The sequence below is a fragment of the Sphaerimonospora cavernae genome (assembly GCF_042435035.1).
Lineage (GTDB): Bacteria > Actinomycetota > Actinomycetes > Streptosporangiales > Streptosporangiaceae > Sphaerimonospora > Sphaerimonospora cavernae.
Map to the genome: position 1 here is coordinate 1 of NZ_JBHMQT010000052.1, position 17,883 is coordinate 17,883.

Annotated in this window: 17 protein-coding genes and 1 pseudogene; 9 read left to right on the forward strand and 9 right to left on the reverse strand. The window is 66.8% G+C overall.

The window, feature by feature from the left end; translation table 11 throughout:
* A partial coding sequence (locus tag ACFHYQ_RS23040; protein WP_394303212.1) for a transposase occupies positions 1-187 on the reverse strand: 187 nt, incomplete at its 3' end.
* A gap of 23 nt (positions 188-210) precedes the next feature.
* Between ACFHYQ_RS23040 and ACFHYQ_RS23045 the strand changes: the two genes are divergently transcribed.
* Positions 211-1,479, forward strand: a complete 1,269-nt coding sequence (locus ACFHYQ_RS23045) for an RNA-guided endonuclease InsQ/TnpB family protein (RefSeq protein ID WP_394303213.1) — start codon at positions 211-213, stop codon at positions 1,477-1,479.
* Positions 1,480-1,719: 240 nt separating this feature from the next.
* On the opposite strand, the gene ACFHYQ_RS23050 is transcribed toward ACFHYQ_RS23045, so the two are convergent.
* The 4 genes from ACFHYQ_RS23050 to ACFHYQ_RS23065 form a co-directional block, all read right to left on the reverse strand.
* Entirely contained in the window at positions 1,720-4,281 is a 2,562-nt protein-coding gene (locus ACFHYQ_RS23050) for an SCO7613 C-terminal domain-containing membrane protein (RefSeq protein ID WP_394303214.1), read from the reverse strand.
* Between the two features lie 63 nt (positions 4,282-4,344).
* Positions 4,345-6,273 carry an MGMT family protein gene (locus ACFHYQ_RS23055; protein WP_394303215.1) on the reverse strand — a complete coding sequence of 643 codons (1,929 nt, stop codon included), beginning with the start codon at positions 6,271-6,273 and terminating at the stop codon, positions 4,345-4,347.
* A 113-nt stretch (positions 6,274-6,386) separates the two neighbouring features.
* Positions 6,387-7,640 (reverse strand): GUN4 domain-containing protein, encoded by a 1,254-nt coding sequence (locus tag ACFHYQ_RS23060; protein ID WP_394303216.1) that lies wholly within the window; start codon positions 7,638-7,640, stop codon positions 6,387-6,389.
* A gap of 83 nt (positions 7,641-7,723) precedes the next feature.
* Positions 7,724-9,010, reverse strand: coding sequence for a helix-turn-helix domain-containing protein (locus ACFHYQ_RS23065; RefSeq protein ID WP_394303217.1), 1,287 nt, complete (start codon positions 9,008-9,010; stop codon positions 7,724-7,726).
* Between the two features lie 126 nt (positions 9,011-9,136).
* Between ACFHYQ_RS23065 and ACFHYQ_RS23070 the strand changes: the two genes are divergently transcribed.
* Genes ACFHYQ_RS23070 through ACFHYQ_RS23090 form a run of 5 tightly spaced genes read left to right on the forward strand, consistent with a single transcriptional unit; the run spans position 9,137 to position 12,644 of the window.
* Positions 9,137-9,811, forward strand: coding sequence for a GTPase domain-containing protein (locus tag ACFHYQ_RS23070; RefSeq protein ID WP_394303218.1), 675 nt, complete (start codon positions 9,137-9,139; stop codon positions 9,809-9,811).
* Positions 9,808-10,329 (forward strand): hypothetical protein, encoded by a 522-nt coding sequence (locus tag ACFHYQ_RS23075; protein WP_394303219.1) that lies wholly within the window; start codon positions 9,808-9,810, stop codon positions 10,327-10,329. The genes ACFHYQ_RS23070 and ACFHYQ_RS23075 overlap by 4 nt, the downstream gene beginning before the upstream one ends.
* Positions 10,330-10,331: 2 nt before the next feature.
* Complete coding sequence (locus tag ACFHYQ_RS23080) at positions 10,332-11,111, forward strand: hypothetical protein (protein WP_394303220.1); 780 nt, start codon at positions 10,332-10,334, stop codon at positions 11,109-11,111.
* A gap of 12 nt (positions 11,112-11,123) precedes the next feature.
* The gene (locus ACFHYQ_RS23085; protein WP_394303221.1) at positions 11,124-12,101 is read left to right on the forward strand and encodes a lipase family protein; all 978 of its coding nucleotides are present in this window, start codon (positions 11,124-11,126) and stop codon (positions 12,099-12,101) included.
* A 36-nt stretch (positions 12,102-12,137) separates the two neighbouring features.
* A complete protein-coding gene (locus ACFHYQ_RS23090) occupies positions 12,138-12,644 on the forward strand; it encodes an NUDIX hydrolase (RefSeq protein ID WP_394303222.1) in 507 nt (168 codons plus the stop codon).
* A 152-nt stretch (positions 12,645-12,796) separates the two neighbouring features.
* On the opposite strand, the gene ACFHYQ_RS23095 is transcribed toward ACFHYQ_RS23090, so the two are convergent.
* On the reverse strand, positions 12,797-13,156 hold the full coding sequence (locus tag ACFHYQ_RS23095; RefSeq protein WP_394303223.1) for a 5-carboxymethyl-2-hydroxymuconate Delta-isomerase: 360 nt from the start codon (positions 13,154-13,156) through the stop codon (positions 12,797-12,799).
* A gap of 276 nt (positions 13,157-13,432) precedes the next feature.
* Between ACFHYQ_RS23095 and ACFHYQ_RS23100 the strand changes: the two genes are divergently transcribed.
* The 3 genes from ACFHYQ_RS23100 (at position 13,433) to ACFHYQ_RS23110 (ending at position 15,815) form a co-directional block, all read left to right on the forward strand.
* Positions 13,433-14,461: a hypothetical protein gene (locus ACFHYQ_RS23100; RefSeq protein WP_394303224.1), complete on the forward strand. Its 1,029-nt coding sequence runs from the start codon at positions 13,433-13,435 to the stop codon at positions 14,459-14,461.
* An 849-nt stretch (positions 14,462-15,310) separates the two neighbouring features.
* Positions 15,311-15,583 (forward strand): hypothetical protein, encoded by a 273-nt coding sequence (locus ACFHYQ_RS23105; protein WP_394303225.1) that lies wholly within the window; start codon positions 15,311-15,313, stop codon positions 15,581-15,583.
* 31 nt (positions 15,584-15,614) lie between these two features.
* Entirely contained in the window at positions 15,615-15,815 is a 201-nt protein-coding gene (locus ACFHYQ_RS23110) for a type II toxin-antitoxin system PemK/MazF family toxin (protein ID WP_394303229.1), read from the forward strand.
* Positions 15,816-16,007: 192 nt separating this feature from the next.
* Here the strand turns inward: ACFHYQ_RS23110 and ACFHYQ_RS23115 are convergent, their stop codons facing one another.
* The 3 genes and pseudogenes from ACFHYQ_RS23115 to ACFHYQ_RS23125 all read right to left on the reverse strand — a co-directional run bounded on the left by ACFHYQ_RS23115 (position 16,008) and on the right by ACFHYQ_RS23125 (position 17,574).
* On the reverse strand, positions 16,008-16,208 hold the full coding sequence (locus tag ACFHYQ_RS23115; protein WP_394303226.1) for a hypothetical protein: 201 nt from the start codon (positions 16,206-16,208) through the stop codon (positions 16,008-16,010).
* 169 nt (positions 16,209-16,377) lie between these two features.
* Positions 16,378-16,557, reverse strand: a pseudogene (locus ACFHYQ_RS23120) (hypothetical protein); the annotation flags it as partial.
* A 141-nt stretch (positions 16,558-16,698) separates the two neighbouring features.
* On the reverse strand, positions 16,699-17,574 hold the full coding sequence (locus tag ACFHYQ_RS23125) for a DUF3037 domain-containing protein (RefSeq protein WP_394303228.1): 876 nt from the start codon (positions 17,572-17,574) through the stop codon (positions 16,699-16,701).
* Positions 17,575-17,883: the final 309 nt, after the last annotated feature.

Consider the following 17,883-nt stretch of genomic DNA (forward strand, 5'->3'; position numbering starts at 1 on the left):
TGAACTCACGCAGCTCGACCTCGAAGTCGGCGCACACCTCCCGCATGATCTCCCCGCAGCGGGCCAGCATCTCGTCCGTGAACACCCCCCGCCGATATTTCGTGACGAACACCAAATGCGCGTGAAGGTGCGAGACGACATGACGTCCCGTCCGGACATCAGGGTTCGGTTCCCATCGCGGTGACATAAACCAAACGATACGATCAGCGGGTGGAGCTGGTGAAGCAGACCCGGGCGCACGTGGCGCGACTCGACCTCAGCGCAGCCCAGGTGGCGGTGCTGGACGGTCAGGCGCACACCGCCCGCGCGCTGTGGAACCTGCTGCATGAGTACTTCACCTTCCGGCAGGGCCGGTTCGCGACGTTGAAGGACTGCGACGAGGCGATCCGGGCGGCCCGCCGCGAGATCGACTGGATGGGCCGACTACCCGCCCAGGCAGCGCAAGCGGTACTGAAAACGTATCGGCAGGCGTGGGCGAACTTCTTCAACCCCGATCATCCCGCCGGACGGCCCACGTTCAAGGCCCGGTTCCGATCCCGGCCGGCCGTGGACGTGCCGCAGGCCCGCGACCTGCAGATCAAGCGGGTCAACCGGCGGTGGGGCACGGTCAGCCTGCCCAAGGCCGGGCGGGTCCGGTTCCGGTGGACCAAAGACCTGCCCGGCGTCACCAGGGGCGGCCCCGCCGGGCGGATCACCGGAGCCCGCCTGGTCAAAGCAGCCGACGGCTGGCACATCGTGTTCCGTACCGAAACCCTGGTCGTGCCGGCCCCGCCCGCCCGCCCGGGCCGCACGGTGGGGATCGACCGGGGAATCACCGTCGCCCTGGCCCTGTCGGACGGCACCATGCGCGAGCACGGGCCCTGGCTCAGCAACGGCGAGAAGGAACACCTTCGCCGCTTGGAGAAGAAGTCCGCCCGCCAGCGCCGCACTCGTACTCCCGGCCGGCCTGCGTCCAAACGGCTGAGCCGCACCTACGACCAGATCGCCCGGCTCCGCGCGACAGCCAAGCGTCGAGCCGTGGACTGGCAGCACCAGACCACCACCGAACTCGCCGACACCTTCAGCGTGATCGTGGTGGAGGATCTGCAGATTACGAACATGGTCCGCTCTGCCAAGGGTACGATCGAAGCCCCCGGCCGGAATGTGAGGCAGAAGGCAGGGCTGAACCGCGCCATCACCGGCGAGGCGTGGGGCCGCACGGTCACCCTGCTGGAGTACAAAACCCGTGATCGCGGCGGGCTGGTGGTGAAGGTTCCCGCCCCGGGCACGTCACAGACCTGCCACCAGTGCGGCCACCGCGACCCGGCCTGTCGTGACGGCACCCGGTTCTCGTGCGCCAACCCCGCCTGCGGGTGGACCGGCCACGCCGACACCAACGCCGCGATCAACATTCGCAACGCCGCAGGAACTGCGGTGTCAGGACGTGGAGACCTCGGGGTTACCCGGTCTGCGAAGCGTCAACCCCCGCGCGCCGCTTAACCGCGACGCGACGGGAGAATCTCCAGCCTTCAGGCCGGGGAGGAGTTCAATGGAACCGTCGCTGGTACGTCTGGAACAACACCGGGGACAAGGCTTATCTGCGCAACGACGCTGGAAAGCTGATCGACTCCTGTGCGTACAAGGGCACCCGGCTCGGCTACAAGGACTGCTGACCGAGGGGCGCTCAGGGCCTCGCTTTCCTCGCCGAGGGCGGGGCCTTCCGCCGGCGGCCTGTCACGGCTACCGCAGGGAGCGGAGGCCGTCGCGTATCCGGCGGACGTCCTTCAGCCGGGCCTCGTAGGTTGCCCCGATCAGGAGCAGCGCCAGGCCGCCGGCGGCCATCGGGACCCAGCGCGGGACGAGCGTGATGAGCTGTGCGATCCAGGGCGCGAGCTCGTGCAGGGCGACGGCGGCCAGCGTGAACCCGCCCAGCACGGCGGGCGCCTGGAGCCGGAATCTAGCCCCGGCCAGCAGGACCGCCATCGACACCAGGCCGAGCACCAACGGCCGGATCCAGCCCTCGGGCTGGGCGTAGAGCGCCAGCAGACTCGGGAGCAAGGAGAAGGCCAGGCCGGAGCCGTACGCCGCCCACGACGAGGACTCCCGCACGTGCCACCAGCCGATCACCAGCAGCACCAGGGAGAACGGCACGGTGTAGGCCTCCACCGTCTCCACCCCGTCCGCGAAGAGCCGGGTCCAGCCGGCCAGCAGCAGAAAGGCGGCCCCGGCGTATCCCGCCCCCCGCCGGTCGGGGCGCAGCGCCGTACCGAACCCGAGGACGCCCGCGACGGCGCACGCGAGGCTGAACATCCGCAGATCCACCACCAGGAACAGCCCGATCGACCCGAGCGCATATCCCGCGATTTCCACCGCCGTCCCCGGAACGGCCTTGAGCCGCGCCGTGACGATCGCGGCCACGCAGGCCACCGCGAGCAGGACGAAGGTGATGAATCGGGGCTGGAAGTCGGCGGCGATCCACAGCGCGACCGCCTCGCCGCCGGCCAGCAGGGTCGCGAGACCGGCGGCGCCGAGACGTACGGCAGGCGCGCGAGCGATCACGACCGTCACCGCGGCGGTGACGGCGAGGACAGCCAGCGTGATCAGTGTCGCGGGCTCGGACGCGAGCGCCCAGATGCCCGCCACCAGCACCGCCGCGAGCGCCGGCACGCCCGCGAGGGGGGCCCGTGCCGAGAGCGCGGCAAGCGCGACGGCCAGCCCGACCTGTACGGCTGTCACCGCCGGATAAGGCAGGTCGAGCGCGACAGGGCAGACGGCCACGGTCACCGCGCCGAACGCCAGGGTGACCAGGGTGAGCACCTGTCGCGGGTCGTACGGCGTCCCGCCCGATGACTCGTCCGGCGACTCGTCCGGCGACTCGGCCCGGTCAGTCCCGGGAGGCCGCCGGAGCAGCCGCGTGGTCGCCGCGGAGGCGAGCGCGAGCATCGTGAGCACGACCAGGTCGGGTGGCCCGGCGAGGAGCCACGGGGTGCCCGATGCCGTACCGACACCGCCCGAACCGACGCCGCCCCAGACCCCGACCCGGCCCAGTGGTCCGGCGAGGGCGTCGGCCACCGGCGGCAGCACCGGCGCGGACAGCAGGGCCATCATGATCGCGGCTGTGATGGCGGCGGGCATCGCGACCGCCTTGACCGCCGCGGCAGCCGTACGGCGCGCGAGAACCGCGAGAACGGCCACGAGCAGCGCGGCGACGGGGCCGGGGACGACCGCCCAGTGACCCTCCAGAACCAGGCGGGCGGGGAGCGCGAGCGCACTGATCAGTGTGATCGTCGACGCCGCCGCGAGCACGACCGGCCATGGCCCGCTCACGGACCTGCTCCCGGGGCTGCTCGCGCGAACGGCGATGACCAGTCCCGCCACCACGGCGACGAACAGCGCGGCGGACAGCCTCCAGACGGTGCGCGGTTCGTACGCTTCCAGGGATTCCACGATCCCGACCGTCACCCCGAGCGACCAGGTGAAACCGAAGCAGACCGCCACCGCCACCCGCGGCGTGGCGAGCCACAGCGCGGCGTCGGAGCAGGCGGTGGCGAGCAACGCCGCGACGAGCCAGACCGTGCCCTGGTCGAACGCCAGCACGGTGAGCGGAAGCTGTGCGAGCACGACCGCCACGGGAACCGACCACCTGAGCCGGGCAAGCCGCCCGTAGGTCGCGAACACCCCGGCGACGGCCGCGATGAGCCCGGCTGTGTAGTGCTGAGGATCGATTCGGTCGAGACCGGCCAGCCCCAGATGCCAGGCGGCGTACCCGTCGAGGAACAGCAGCGCGAGGCCGAGCAGGGCGAGGGTCTCCGCGGTGGCGGCCAGACCGCGCTTTCGCAACCCGAGAGGGGCCGCGAGGACCAGGCCGGTGAAGCCGAGCAGGATCGCCGCGCGGCCGCCGATGCCGAGGTGCCCCCAGCTCACCGCCGTGAACACGATCGCCGCCACGACCAGCAGGGTCCCGCCGAGTGCCAATAACAGGTTCTGTACGGCTTTCGCGGACAGATCCGTCGGCCGCTCGGTGCCGGGCGTCGGTGGCGGGAAGGCGCCGGAGGCGTCCCCGACCTGCCCGGTCCCGATTCCAGTCCCGGCGCGGGCGGCGCGCAACATCACGAGAAGCTCGGTGCGCCGGGCAGTGAGCTGCATCTCACGTCGCCTGAGCTCGGCGCGCTCCACATCGACCCGCCACAGTTCGGCGGCGACGGGACCGCTCAGCGGCAGCGCGCAAACCGGGCAGGCGGGGTGCGGGCCGGCGAGCGGCTCTCCGCAGTCGGGACATCGCGGGGGCGCGCCAGGGTGCATGGCACTACGATCCCGCAAACCGCATGCCCGCGCACGCGCCAGTTCCGGTGCCCCGTCCCCCGGTCAGATGTGGTCGCCCACGGTGAGCAGGGCATTGATCGCACTGGTGATGATCTCGGCCGCGTCGTGCCGAGCCAGCGCGGCCGGGGTGAGGGACGGGCGTCTGGCGTAGTTCGCCGCCACGAGTTGACCGCGCATGCGCGCCCACTCGGGAAACACCGCCAGAGCCGCTGCCAGCTGATGGAGGCGCTCAGGTGAGGCCCCCCGGTTGTGCATCCATTGGAAGTTGATCGAGAGCACCGACTGGCTGGCGCCGGTGAAGATGCTCCAGACCGCGGCCTCGTCGGTCCCGAGGCTGAACCGCGCGGTGGCCGAGGGATATTCGCCCGTGCCGAAGTAGTACCCCCGGAAGGAGGGGTGGCGCTCGGCGTGCCGGTAGACGGCCAGCAGCGTCTCGGCCACGTCCGGCGGGCAGTAACGCTGAATCGCGTGGAGGAGGCTGTCTTCATCCCATTTGCCGTCACCTTGAGAGACCTGTCGCTCGTCGAGGGCTCTCGCCGGCACTGCTCCCAGCATGCCCACCTCGGCAGGGGCCGTGTCGTAGTCGGCCGCCGGAAGCGGATCACCGAGTGCGTGCTGGATGGCGATCGCGACGGACTCGAGGAAGCTGATGACGTCGTCGGCGTCGCCGGACTTGATGGGGAGTTTTTGACCGGGATCGTCCGGATCGTGGTCGGCCGTGTGCGCGATGTTGTTGCGGCGCCGGGCGATGTCCCTGAGCTGACCCCGCACGTCGTCGGCGGTGACGCGACTCGTGGGATCCTGCTCGGTGAGGATCTCCGCGACCTTCACCCAGAGATTGACGGTGCTGACGTACGCGAAGCCTTCCTTGATCTTGTCGGGGTTCTGGAAGGTCATGAACGCGAAGAACTGTTCCAGGTGCGTACGGAACATCTCGCCCAGTGGGGCGGCACGGTAGTAGACCTTGTCGAACAGCTCAACCGGGATGGAGAGCTTGTTGAACTTGGGAGGCCAGTTCCCATCGGGCTGGAGCGCGAGAGCCACGGCCCGGTCGACGATCTCCCGGGTCACCCAGTGGTCCAGTGCCGCCACCGACTGGGTCCAGGCCGCACGGTAGAGATCGGTGACGTCGAAGGCGCCGACGCCGAGTCGTTCCAGATTCCGACCGCCATGCACGAGTTGCCGGGCGTATCCGAGGTTCTGCTGGAACTGCTCGAACGCCCCGGGAAGCTCGTCGGGGAACTCTTCGGACTCCGGCTCGGGCTCGCCACGGGAGGCTGACTGCGTGAGCACACCGGCCTCTGTGAGCATCGCGCGGAGCATGTCCGTGGTGACGCGCCGTGCCGGGTTCGCCCGCCCGGACGCGTCGAAGGTGAGCCCTTCGCTTTCCAGGACCTCACGGGGATCCTCGATCCGCTCAGGGTCGAGCCAGTGGAAGTTGGGGGAGACCGTTCCACCCGCTTGGAGCACGCGATGGACGTTGTCGTCGGCGGACTGGGCCATGAAACCACCGACCGACTGGGCCGACATACCGACCAGGTCGGCGATGTCGCGGTATGTGGTCCAACTGCCCGGCGTCACCCGTGCCAGGGCCGCGAGAACGGTCTTCCAACGTGGATCCGTGTAGGAGCGGACCTGAGCGGGCTGTCGGCGTGCCCGGTACTGCCGGCCCAGCTCCCGGTAGAGCTCGACACCCGGATGGTCCTCCAGCGCCCGCACCCCGGCCGGCGTGATCGCCCAGCCGTTCCTCTTGGTCATCCATCCGATGGAGGCCGCCTCACCGGTACGGAAGCCTAGTTGGGACTGCCAGCGGACCTGGCCGTGCCCGTTGAGAGCCTGCTGCTCGGGTGCGATCGAGACCTTCTCGGCGACGGCCCTCCGCACCTCGTCAGGCGACATCGGGCGGCCGGCATCCCGGAGGATCTCCATTGCCGCACGAAGGATCGGGGCGATGTGCTCGGCGAAGGACATCGGGGGCTTCCTTTGTGCGATCGGGGGAACCTGTAGATCAAGACTAGGACGGTGGCGCACTGCCCGCCATGCGGATCGAGACGCCGACCGATAACGGTGGCATCACCGGGCAGTCACCCGGGATCCGACAGGCGATCAAGAAGACGCCCGCGGTTCACGGCCCAGACCACGGACAGGAGGTTGCCGTACGTGCTGGTTCCCGAGCGCACCGACTGCGTTATCGCGCGAAGGTAGGGTTCGGTTCGGCCCCGGAACAGATGCGCGTGCACGTCTATGGCCGCGTAGAGGGCCAGGGGGTAGTACTCGCGCCAGCCGAAGGGACCGCTGACGGGTGTCCTGTGCACCTGCTCAACAGCTGTTCTGTCGCGCAGGTAACGAGTTATCGCCGCTGGGATGGAACTCATTCCCGCCACGGTGTCCCGGGCACGGAGCTTCGACGGACGGATGCCGCCGGCCGGACCCAGGACCGGCAGATGGCCCGCCGGCGCTGAGGACGACCACAGGACTTCTGAGTAGTAGATCCACCGGGTCGTACGCCAGCCGATCATGTCGCCGAAGGCGATCAGGTCGTCCGCCGCCTTCCGCATGGCCACCAACTGTGTGGTCAGCCCGAATCTCCCTTCACTGTGGGACATCCAGAGCTGGTCAATCCCGCGTAGGTCGGCGGGAGAGATCTTGTCGACATCGTCCACTCGGATCATGTACGACCGGGGCTTCAGCAGGTCGCCTCCAGCCGCCGCCACCAGCAGTCTGGCGGACTCCCGATCAGCCTCCTGCCAGCGGCGGGCAGCCAGGAGATCGTCCAGCCGCTCGAAGTCCAGTCCGCTTTCCAGCCTGGTGGGAAGATCGACGGAGTCCAGCGCGAACGGGTTCGCCACGCGAAGCCGGCTGAACTGAGGGACGGTCCGACAGATCCGCGAGATCAGGTTGGACAGGTCGGCGGCGTCGTTGCGGAACCTGAGTTCGGCGGTCTGGCGTCGTGCGAGTGGCTTGAGCGCCTCCGGAAGGTCGGCCTCGGTGAGCCGAGGCGTCTTCTCCAGCATCACGGGGATCACCTGTACACCGGCCTCCAGCGACGCCTTCACCTCGCGATGCACCCAGTCGTCGGGGTCGTCGATGCGCCGTCCGCCGGGGCCGTCGCTGCACCATTCAGAGCCTATGAGCACAAGCAGCACGCAGGCTCGGCGCAGGGCGGCCTCCAGCACCTCGTCGAACAGCGAACCCAGTTCGATGGACCTGCTGGATCGGAACACGCGGCCGGAGCCGAAGGCCTGACGCAGCACCAGGTCGACGTGCGCCGCTGTCGGACCGCTGTCCTTGCCGCGGAAGCTGATGAATATCAGATCCCGCTCCACGGAGTCCGTCACTGGCCGTTCCTTTCCGGAATTCCCCGCTGTTCATGCCATAAGTACGGGATTGTGCCGAAGTCGCCGCCCCGAGATCACCGAGATCACCGAGGTCCACGTCCGCCCAGGATCAGCCACAACTGAGGCCACAGGTCGGCCACGGCGGGATGGGTGCGCCGACGGCGGATGGCATTGGCGAAACAGCGCAGGTCCGCTCTGATCGTCGCGGAGTCGACGGTGCGGATGTCGTCCAGTACATCGGCGATCAGCGCGCAGGCGTCCGCGATGGACCCGTCGTCGGCGAGCGCGAGTGCGCGCCTGACCGTGAAGCGTGCGCGGGACCGGCGCGACGACGGGCCCAGGCCGGGCAGCGCCCGGCCGAGCACCTCCGCGGCCTCACCGGGCCGGCCCAGGTCATGGAGGCACCATCCGGTGACCATCGTGGTCATGATGTCGACGGGGACCGAGGTGCCGAGCGGCCGGGCGACCGCTCCCTCGCCGACGGGCCGCGGAGGGGCCGGGGCGTCCCGGCTCGCGCGCTCCCAGAGCGCGTGAGCACCGTCGATGGCGGACCGGCAGCTGTGGTCGTCTCCCACCAGTGCGTGGCCCTGCGCCTCACGAAGCGCCGCGAGCCAGCGTAACCGGGGTGAAAGCGCGTGCCGGTGTCGGACCCGAGCCGCCAGATGGACCGTTGTGGCGGCCTCACCTCGGTACAGAGTCATCAGGGCACGCCGTACGTCCGCGTACTCGGCCAGTTCCTGATCCGCTCCGTCAGCGGCGAACTCCACCGCGAGATCCGTCCACCAGGCTCCGGCGGAATCGTCACCGGACTCCTGGGCCATCCAGCCGGTGAATTCGGCCGCCCGCGCCGCGAGCGTGAGCAATCGCTTGCGCGAGCGGCCTCCGGAGTGGGGGATCGCCGTCCGAGCGGCGTGGACCTGAGCGATCGCGATCGGTAGCACCATGCCGGGAGGACTCGACCGTCCTGTTTGGATCATCAGGTCGAGCAGCGAGGACAGGGCGTCGATGTCGCCGGACGCGGCGGTGAACCGCATGCTGACCGGGCCTGTCAGATCAGCGGACGCGAACTCTCCCGGTCCGCCGCCCGGCAATCTCAGCAACCACTCGGCGTCGAACGTCCGGCCGGACGACTCCGCCGTCGCCTTGCCGTCGGGCGGTTCGGCCGCATGGGCGAGTGCCCGTAGAGCGCCGCCGGCCTTGAGAGCACCGTCACAGAGCCGCGCGAGGTCAGGTGTCGGCGGCTTGTTTCCGGTCTCCACCTTGGAGAGATGGCTTTTGCTGTAATTGACCGCCGTCGCCAGTGCGCTCAGCGACAGGCCCGCGGCCATACGTCGCCGGCGCAACTCCTCTCCGAAGGACGAATGCGCCATATTGCCCTTTCCGCCAATGACACGTCCCCCGTTTCCTGTCGAGGAGAGTAACAGGAAACGGTTGAAGGGGGCATATCACTCCGACACCCTTGTGGTCGTACAGTGATCCGACAAGGCGGGATATCTGTGCCCATTCCCCTCATTATTTACGGGGTCGGCATCGGCCTCGGCACCGTCATCTCCTTCTTCCTGCTCATGAAGCTTCGCCGGAAAAAGTTTCACATTGCTGTGCTCGGGGCCAGGTACACCGGAAAGACCACGCTGATCAACTCGTGGCGCGGCACCTGGGTGGACGACGATCCCGGTCGTACGCAGGCGCCGCGCATCCATCCCAAGACGAAGCTCACCGCGAACGGCATCCGTCTGACCTTCCTGGGTCTGGGTGATCTGAGCGGTGAGGAAAAGGCCTGGCCCCAGTGGGAGAACCGGGTGGCCGAGAGCCGATACGTGCTTTACCTGGTGGACGCGCGCATGCTCGCCGGACTCGGGATGCCGCCGGAGCGGGACTGGCATCGGGTCGACGACGATGCCGGACAGATCGGGAGATGGCTGAAGGGCGGGCAGGTCTACCTCTGCATCGTCGTGGTGACGCACACCGACGAAGACCCTCGGTCACCTCAGGTCGACCAGGCCGCGTATCACCAGCTCATCGTCGACCAACTCGACCGGATCCTGCTGCGACTCGGCGGTGACGCCATGGTCCGGGTGGTCGTCGGGTCCCTGAAGGACCGGCCGTCAGCGGACCGCGTCACGTCGAAGATCATGGAGCACATCGTGGCTCACGAAAAGGAACTGCCATGAGAAGAGCCGGCTACGTCGACATCGTCTACGTAGAGTTTCCCGATCGAGAGCCCTTCGCCTGGCGGTACGGGCATGCGCTCGGCGCGGACGAGCGTACGGCGGTCCATCGGGATTTCGTGGACCTGGTCACCAACGCGTCCGAGCAGAACGACACCCGCCTCGGGCGGTACGTCCTGTCCGGTTCGCGGCTGCTGGTGGAGTTTCCGGTCACCGCCAACGGGTCGAACAGGCAGGTGAACCGTCTGGCGGACAGGCAGCGGCTCAGAGCCTCCCTCGTGGTCACCGCTCCCGCAAGGGAGCGGACATGGACGCAGGCCGCGGCGACCGAGGCCGCGGGGATCCTGAGTGAAGGCGGGCTGACCGCCGACCCCGCCGACATCCATCGACTGCTCGCAGAGGGGTGGGCGGGCAGGCGCCCTTTCGCCCTGAACCTGCTGTCCCGTCCGAAAGCCCAGGCGGCGCTGCTGGCACTGCTCGCCGCTCTCCTGTACCTGCTGGTCAGAAAGCTGGTGGGCTAACGATGCCGGACGATGCCCCCAAGCTCGAGAAGAAGATCGTCGTACTCCATCGTGACGACTACAACAGGGCCAGAAGCATGGTCCCGGAGTTGCTCACCGATCCCTTCACCACCGTGGTTCCCGTACCGCTGCGGCCTCCGCTCAGCGACGACCCGACGCTCCAGTCGATCGAGGACGTGCTCCAGCCGGGAACGCTTCTGATCCGCAACCGCTGGGACGCCGACACGTACGTCGAGGCGGCGCTGGCGTACGAGCGCATATCGGCCGCCAAGTTCAACCTCGTCGCGGAGGTCTGCCAGATGCTCGGTGCGGCCCGGCTCGAGGTCAGGGAGATCCGCGAGGTCACCGAGGACGGGCAGGTCGGCGCGGCGATTCGGTTCCAGGCCGGTGCGGTCACCGGCTCGGTCCATGGCGCCGGCGAGTCGCTGCGGCGCGTCGCCCAGTCGATGCGGGCCCTGTGGGAGTGGCGCGGCGGCGAACCCGCCGCGGACGCCGCCGCGGCGCACGCCCGCCAAGAAGGAATTCACGACGACCCGGCCATCCGCACCCTCATCAGGCAGCGCAGCTTTCCTCAGAACGAACTCGAGGAGCACTCGCTCGAACTCGACATCAGTTCGGAGGCGCTCCGCGAGGTGCACGCCGCTGTGCACGTCGCCTCCGTCCTCCGCAAGCTCGGCCCATCCTTCGACGGCGCGTTCCAGGCCGTCACCAAGGACGCCCGGCGGCTCATCCTGACCATGAGGGTGGTTTTCCCGCCCACCGGCCACCACCCCATCAGATGATCGGAGGACGCCATGTCACGCGCTGATGTCGTCCGCGAACTGCTCAACCGCCTGCTGTCCAAAGACTGGTCCATGTCCGACGAGGAGGAGCTCGGCTGGGGATATGCCATGGGCCTGCTCGCGGCGGCGACCTATGCCGACGACCCCGTGGCGGCGGCACTCGCCGAGATCAGGCAGGCCGTGCCTGGAGAGTGGCGGGTGCGGATCGCCGCGACACACGACGATCACGAAGCTCACGTCACCAACACCCTGATCTGCGAGTCGGACGATCTCACGTTGGTGGCCTACCGCGGCACGACCACCTTCGGGGCCGATCTGAGCGAGGACCGCATGGCCGCGACCATCCTGGGCTGGCTGGACAACATCACGAGCGCGTTGGGGCGGTCCGACTACCAGGCGGCCTATCACTGGCGCGCGCTCGCCACACTCGACGACGTCCGCAGGGCCGTGGCCGCCGCACGCGAGCGTAAGGCGCGCGTCTTCATGTCCGGCCACAGCGCGGGCGGAGTGATCGCACTGATGGCCGCCCGCGACCTGACTCAGGAGTTCCACCGCGTCCACAGGGTCTTCACCTACGGCTCACCGATGCCCGGAACGGCGGACTTCGAGTTTTCCATCGCAAATGTGCCGGTGACGCGCTTCGAGCTCGGCGACGACCCGGTTCCGTGGTTTCCGGGGCAGTACTCCCACGTCCGCGCTCCCGGCGTGGCCATGGTGGGGGAGCTCGCCGGAGGTCTGTTCCGTGGCACGCCGCTGCCCCTCTCCTGGCGGCCTGTCGGCCGGCTCCGGTACCTGCATCCGCCCGGATCGGCGATCGACCCGTCCGACCGTCGAACACCGGACGGGTACGGTTTGACCACCGGCGAGTCGAAGCACCTCATCGAGAGGCGTCTGAAAACCCGGGGACGCCTCCGCGATTCGGTCAAGGATCACCACATCGCCGCATACCTCGCCGCACTCCGTGCCTTGACGGCGCAGGGCCCGCGATAGCCACGACCCGGACCGGCCTGCGACGATTGGAGCCCGATGGAGCCCATCCCACGGCTGACCGCCCGGATCATCCTCGTCGACGCGGAGGATCACCTGCTCCTCTTACAGGGGTACGGCAGCGGCGAGCGGCAACATCGGCTTGAATGGACCACCCCCGGGGGAAGGGTCGGCGAAGGCGAGTCGCTCACGCAAACGGCCTCGCGGGAGTTGCGCGAGGAGACCGGCCTGCTTGTGCCGCCCGCCGACCTCGGCCCGGTCGTGGCGGTCAGTTCGGGAACCTGGCGGCGGGACGGAACGACGGTCCTGGGGATCGACACGTTCTTCTACGCCCGCTTCTACGCCCGAATGGGAGAGACGACTGTGAAGACCTCGGGCCGGGACGAGTTCGAGCAGTCGCTGATCGTCGCGCATCACTGGTGGAGCATTCCTGAGCTGCGATGCTCCAACGAACGGGTGTTCCCGTCCGGTCTGGCCGGCCTTGTCGCGCAGTTGATCGGTGGGAACATCCCGGCAACGCCTGTCGCCCTCTCCTCACCGTGGTGAGCCCGTCGCGGGGTTGCGCGAATCCCCCCTCTCTCCCGCTCAAAAGGGGGGACGCTCGGCGTGGGGGTGTCAGGATCACCATCGACGCTGAGAACGGCATGAGCAGCGCCGCGCCGGCAGGGCGGCTGTTAGGCGGCCCCGACATCGTGCGACTATCGCCTCAGCACACGTTTGTGGTAGTTCTCGATGTCTCGAACCTCGACGGTGACCTGGGTGGTCAGCCCGGTCCCGGGCCTGATGTGATCGCAGAGCGTCGCGAGGGTCAGATCCCCCAGCCGGGTTTTGACCGCGGGGTCACGGCCGGGCAGGATCGCCAGATCCACGTGGATCATCGCCTCGGTGGCTGCTCCGCTACCGATGACCGCTTCAGCGATGGGATAGAAGCGAGTCTTGAAGTCTGGCAGGGCGCTGCCGATCAGCCCGGCCGCGGCCGAGTGAAGTGCCAGCGCGAACCCGCGCCGATCGAACGCCTCAGCAAGGGCGGCTGAGTACTCGACAGAGATCTGTGGCATGCCACAGATTATCGAGGCCGGCCGAGGCGCCATCGCCTACGGTGATCACGCCTGTCCGCCGCCCCTCCCGCTGCGGTGGCAAGACGCTGATCGCGGAGTCGGAGCGGGTGCGCGCTCCGAAGGCCGAGCAGCAGCACCGGCGTTGCCGAAGTACAGCACATTCAGGTCGCGAGTCGCGTCTGAGTTGTCGTGATACACGCGGGGAATTCGGCATGGCAAGCCCATATGCTCATCCCTACATGCCTATGTCGGGCTTGGGATCGACTGGGAGGGCACATGGCCGCAGCGAGGCAGCGGATCTGGGGCGTGCTGGTCGCGCTCATGGCCATTGCCACCTTGACCGGTTGTTCCACAACCAACTTGGAGATTCCATGGCCGCAGCCAACGTGGCATCTTAAGACCAGCCACCCTTCGTATGCCGCGGCCGACGACATCTGCCCGCAGGGTCAGGGGCCGAGGGGGTTGGACTGTCGCTCGAAAGCCCCCGGATACAAGGCGTGCATGAAACGGCATCTGGTGAAGAATTCGGCCAAGCTGTGCCAGCAGGCGCTGATCGTCCGAATCGAATGCCGTTCCGGAGAGCGGGCCATATTTCATACGGAGCAAGTCTGCGCCTCGTCGTTTGAATCTTACTTGTCATGCCGGACGGGAACTCCTAAGCGGTCTGACCACGTGTGTGCCACAGGCGAGAGAGAGTTCCTGCGCTGTCCGGGCTACTTCGACCCGGCCAGCAATTTTGACTGCGTGAAGGCGCGAGACGCCTACTACGACTGCCGTGACGACACGCGAGGCGAATACAGGCTATGCTCGACGTATATCGAGATCGTCGATGTGTGTTATGCGCTGAGGGTGAGCTGCTCCGACCTTCTCGACAAGTATCTCATCTGTGGCAGTGGATGGTCCTCGCCTAATGAGTGCGCATTCGGAGCGACTATGAGAGTCAACTGCTTGCACGAACTCAAGGCCGGCGTCTTCCTGCAGGCCGCGACATGCGACTCAATTTGGAGTAATCACCTCAGAGATTGTGCTGGCCGTAATGGAATGAAGGTCGACGGTCCTACGCCCTGTACGGGCGGTGCGAATTGGAATGAAATTAGCTATTCGATCTGTGAAAAGCAGGGTGACTCCGCCGAAGTGGTTGGCGTGGATTACGTGAACCCGGAGGGAAGAAATTACCGGTTGCCGGTCTGCTGGGCACCCAAGAGTGAGAACAACCATATGTTGGAGGAGGCTGAACACGCCATCGGTAGAAGGAGTGTCCGCGTCATTCACCGCCTCGGCGAAACCCGCTACGAATCCATGTGATCAGGCCCGTGATCTGGTCACGCGAGAGCTCAGCGTCAATCCTTGAACGCTTGAACGCTTGAACGCTTGAACGGTTGGCCGGCAACCCTATCGGCGGTTTCGAACGATCTGGTCGATCGCTGCCATGAGTTCGACATCCTCGGCGAGGGGCGGGTCGTTCTTGTCGTTGCAGCAGGCAGGTTTGGGCTGGGTAAGGCCCGCGCCATGGCCCGCGTGACAGGACTGCCACCTTCCGGAGTCCGGGTGGGGCCGATCGGTCCTCTCGAAGTCCAAGCCTCAGGTGAACAAGTGATGGACGGACAGTGGGGAGGCGCACGACGACCGTGGTCTGAAGCATCGAGCACAGGACGAGGGCCGCCCGGTCCCGATCCCGCCAGAGCTGGTGACCATCCTCCGCGAGCACATCGAAGAGTTCGGCGTCCACGATGACGGGTGCCTGCTCCGTACAACGTGATCTCCATTGGGGCGGACTGCGAGGCGTGGCAGAAGGCTTGGACGCTAGGGCTGACGCCGGAACAGGTCGTCTCCCCGTTTGGCGGCTCGGCCGTACGACCTTCGTTATGCTGCCGTCTCGCTCTGGTTGAACGCGGGGTAGCAGCTCCCGGGGCCGCCGAACGTGCGGGGGCATGGCGTGGATGTGCTGTTCAGGGTCCACATGAAGTGCATCGATGGCGGTGCGGTCATCCCGTCCTCAAAGACCTTCTCCTGATGCGCGGGATCCACGATCACGTTCCCTTCGCCGGGGTTTCCAACCCAATCGTCAGCCACGATCCATGACGGGGTAGCAGAGACCGGGGGTTCGATGTCGCTCGACGTCAATTACGGTATGCATCTGGACGATCACGGAAATTGGCCGAAGACCTGCGGGAGACCGCGCCTTACAGTGAAGATATGGGCATGTTGACTGTTGAACTCGACGTCAAGGCCGAGAAGGCCCTGGGCGAGCTGACTTCCGACGGCCGCTCCGCATCTGAAGTCGTCCGCGAAGCGCTTCTCATCGCCCAGCGTCTCCGTCGTATGGAACAGGCCCAAGTCGCAGCCGAGCGGTTGGCCAACGACCCCGCCGACAGGGCCGAAGCAGAAGCGATCATGAGGGACACGGAGCACCTGCGTGCGTGGTGACGTGTACAGGCTGCGCGCTCCCCGAGACGCGATGGCCCATGAGCAACGAGGTGAGCGTTTCGCGGTGATCCTCCAGTCGGACTTCCTCGCCCACATCTCCACCGTGCTGATAGCCCCGACCTCAGCGAGTGCGCCTCCCGCACATGGACCTGTGGCGGCGGGTTTCGTCTGGGTTGCGGGCGGGGCAGTCGCCCGATGTAACCGCTGGTCAGACGCCGTTTTGGCTGGTTGAGCGGAGAGCGTGGGATTCGAACCCACGAGGACCGTCACCGGCCCTAGAGCGGTTTTCAAGAGCACTACGGTTCCTGCACCCCACCGCCCCTGACCTACGGCTCAGCCCTAAACAGAGATCGGACCAAATAAGATCATCCCGAAAATATCCCGCGGGGTGAGGCCGCCGTGTCGCTCCGAGGAGGCTCGGGGTCTAGATCCCCTCACCCGGACGGGTGATGTCGACGTCCGGAAACAGGTCGTGGAGGACGTCGTCATCGGCGTCCAGGTTGCACTCGACGAAGTGGTGATAGCCCACCTCCGACGCGTACTGCCGCCATTCCTCGCGCTCGTGCTCCGAAATCGACCACCACGCGTCGCTGGACTCCAACGGGCTCTTCTCCTGCTCGCTCATGCCCATCATCATGCCTTGGACGGGGGACAAACCCGGACTGGCCCTCGGAGCCCGCAGGAGCCGAGAACGGTGACTGACGCCATACGGCACGCCGCCGTGGTCGTCACGGCCTCGATCCCCGCGCTCGACAGCGAACCGGCGCGCGTGCTGTGCTGGGGGATCAGCTCGACTCGGCCAGCGTCCAGCCGTTCTTGCGCTCCAGCCCCGACAGCAGGCCATCCAGGCATCTGCGGGTACGAAGCCGGACCTCCCGGCGCTCGAACCGGCCCGCGACCAGAGTGAACGCTTCGTCGAGCTCTTCCTGATCGGTTAGCTCCCCGTCCACGTGATCGGTCGGACGTCGAGGCATCCGCCCCAGAGGCGGTGCATCTCGACATTCTGGCCGTGCCTTGAAATGGTCAACGTGTACGACCTGTGGTGCGGCCCTTGGTCAGAGATCGCGTATCAGCAAGCAACTGGGGGTGATCAGCCCGTATGGGCATACCGCGGCTTAGCGGATCGTTCGGACCAGATCGGCTGCCCGTGCGCTGACCGCCGTCACCGCTTCGACTGGATGGACGCCGGCCTTGAGTGTTCGGAACACCTGCTCTGCCTCTTCGTAGGCCGCTTGCTGCTCAGAGGTTTCCGGTGTCGCCACCACTATCTGCAGGTCGACGTCTTTGGCGATAGAACTAAGTTGACCTTGAGCATCCACGAGTCGGGCCTCGTCGCCACTACGCAACCGTTCTAGGGCGAATCCCCAAGCTTTGACCTGTGTGATCACTCGGTCCAGGTGGGTGACACGGAAGGACCAGCCCTGTGCCAACTGCAACACTTTCCCGTTTGCGACGGCAATGTCCACATTGGAGTGCAGCTTGTCACCGATGAATACGTCAGACCTCGGTCTCAGCAGGTTAACGGGAATCTCTGCCTCTACATACGCTCTGCGTAGGTTCTCGATCACCTCGCCCTTCCTGATCGTGATTGGTCTTTGTTGAGTAGCAGGATCGATAATCATATGTTTGAAGATGACGTCCAGCGCTGCTTCCGCGTGTCTGGCGACGATAGGTGCAGGCGGGCTGAGCTGCACAATGTTACGGTGATCGTGATGCAGCCTGTATAGCCACCGTTCGTCGAACGGCAGGCTGTCGCTGGTCTCCAGAGCTTCACGAGCCTCGGCGATTTCGCTGGTTATCCGAACGATGAACCGGTCTGTGACATCGATGGCAGCGTTGGGTGCAAACCTCTTGATGCGCTCGGTGTTGCTCACTCTCCGCACCGCCCAGTCGCCGGTCTGGGGATCTCCGACAATGGCACCAACATTGACGAACTCTCCGGTCCGTGGATCAGGGAGACAGCGAACGATTGAGTAGATGTATTTGCTCACTGGGTTCATACTCCCTTCTGGACCAGTGATCGGAGGCGGTGTGCTGCGGCGGGTGCCCGGTACTCAAGGAACCAACCGAGGGTGGCCAAAGCTTCATCGGTCACTGGCCACGATGCTGGCACGGCGCGTAGGACCTTGGCGAGAGCATCACGGGTAATTTTCTCAAGCGCCTCAGCGACACTGGCGATGGTAAACAATCAGCGGATACGCGCGGTGCTTTCATGTGATAGCGGATAGTGACCGCCTCTGGGCGTGCCAGGGTGAACGGACGCCGGGAGTCATGCCGTGCCGGGAATGGGCGGCATCCAG

Coding starts and splice junctions, on each gene's coding strand:
- ACFHYQ_RS23085 (WP_394303221.1), top strand. CDS start 11,124: ATGTCACGCGCTGATGTCGTCCGCGAACTGCTCAACCGCCTGCTGTCC.
- ACFHYQ_RS23050 (WP_394303214.1), bottom strand. CDS start 4,281: ATGCACCCTGGCGCGCCCCCGCGATGTCCCGACTGCGGAGAGCCGCTC.
- ACFHYQ_RS23110 (WP_394303229.1), top strand. CDS start 15,615: ATGGCCCATGAGCAACGAGGTGAGCGTTTCGCGGTGATCCTCCAGTCG.
- ACFHYQ_RS23055 (WP_394303215.1), bottom strand. CDS start 6,273: ATGTCCTTCGCCGAGCACATCGCCCCGATCCTTCGTGCGGCAATGGAG.
- ACFHYQ_RS23095 (WP_394303223.1), bottom strand. CDS start 13,156: ATGCCACAGATCTCTGTCGAGTACTCAGCCGCCCTTGCTGAGGCGTTC.
- ACFHYQ_RS23090 (WP_394303222.1), top strand. CDS start 12,138: ATGGAGCCCATCCCACGGCTGACCGCCCGGATCATCCTCGTCGACGCG.
- ACFHYQ_RS23100 (WP_394303224.1), top strand. CDS start 13,433: ATGGCCGCAGCGAGGCAGCGGATCTGGGGCGTGCTGGTCGCGCTCATG.
- ACFHYQ_RS23080 (WP_394303220.1), top strand. CDS start 10,332: ATGCCGGACGATGCCCCCAAGCTCGAGAAGAAGATCGTCGTACTCCAT.
- ACFHYQ_RS23065 (WP_394303217.1), bottom strand. CDS start 9,010: ATGGCGCATTCGTCCTTCGGAGAGGAGTTGCGCCGGCGACGTATGGCC.
- ACFHYQ_RS23115 (WP_394303226.1), bottom strand. CDS start 16,208: ATGAGCGAGCAGGAGAAGAGCCCGTTGGAGTCCAGCGACGCGTGGTGG.
- ACFHYQ_RS23075 (WP_394303219.1), top strand. CDS start 9,808: ATGAGAAGAGCCGGCTACGTCGACATCGTCTACGTAGAGTTTCCCGAT.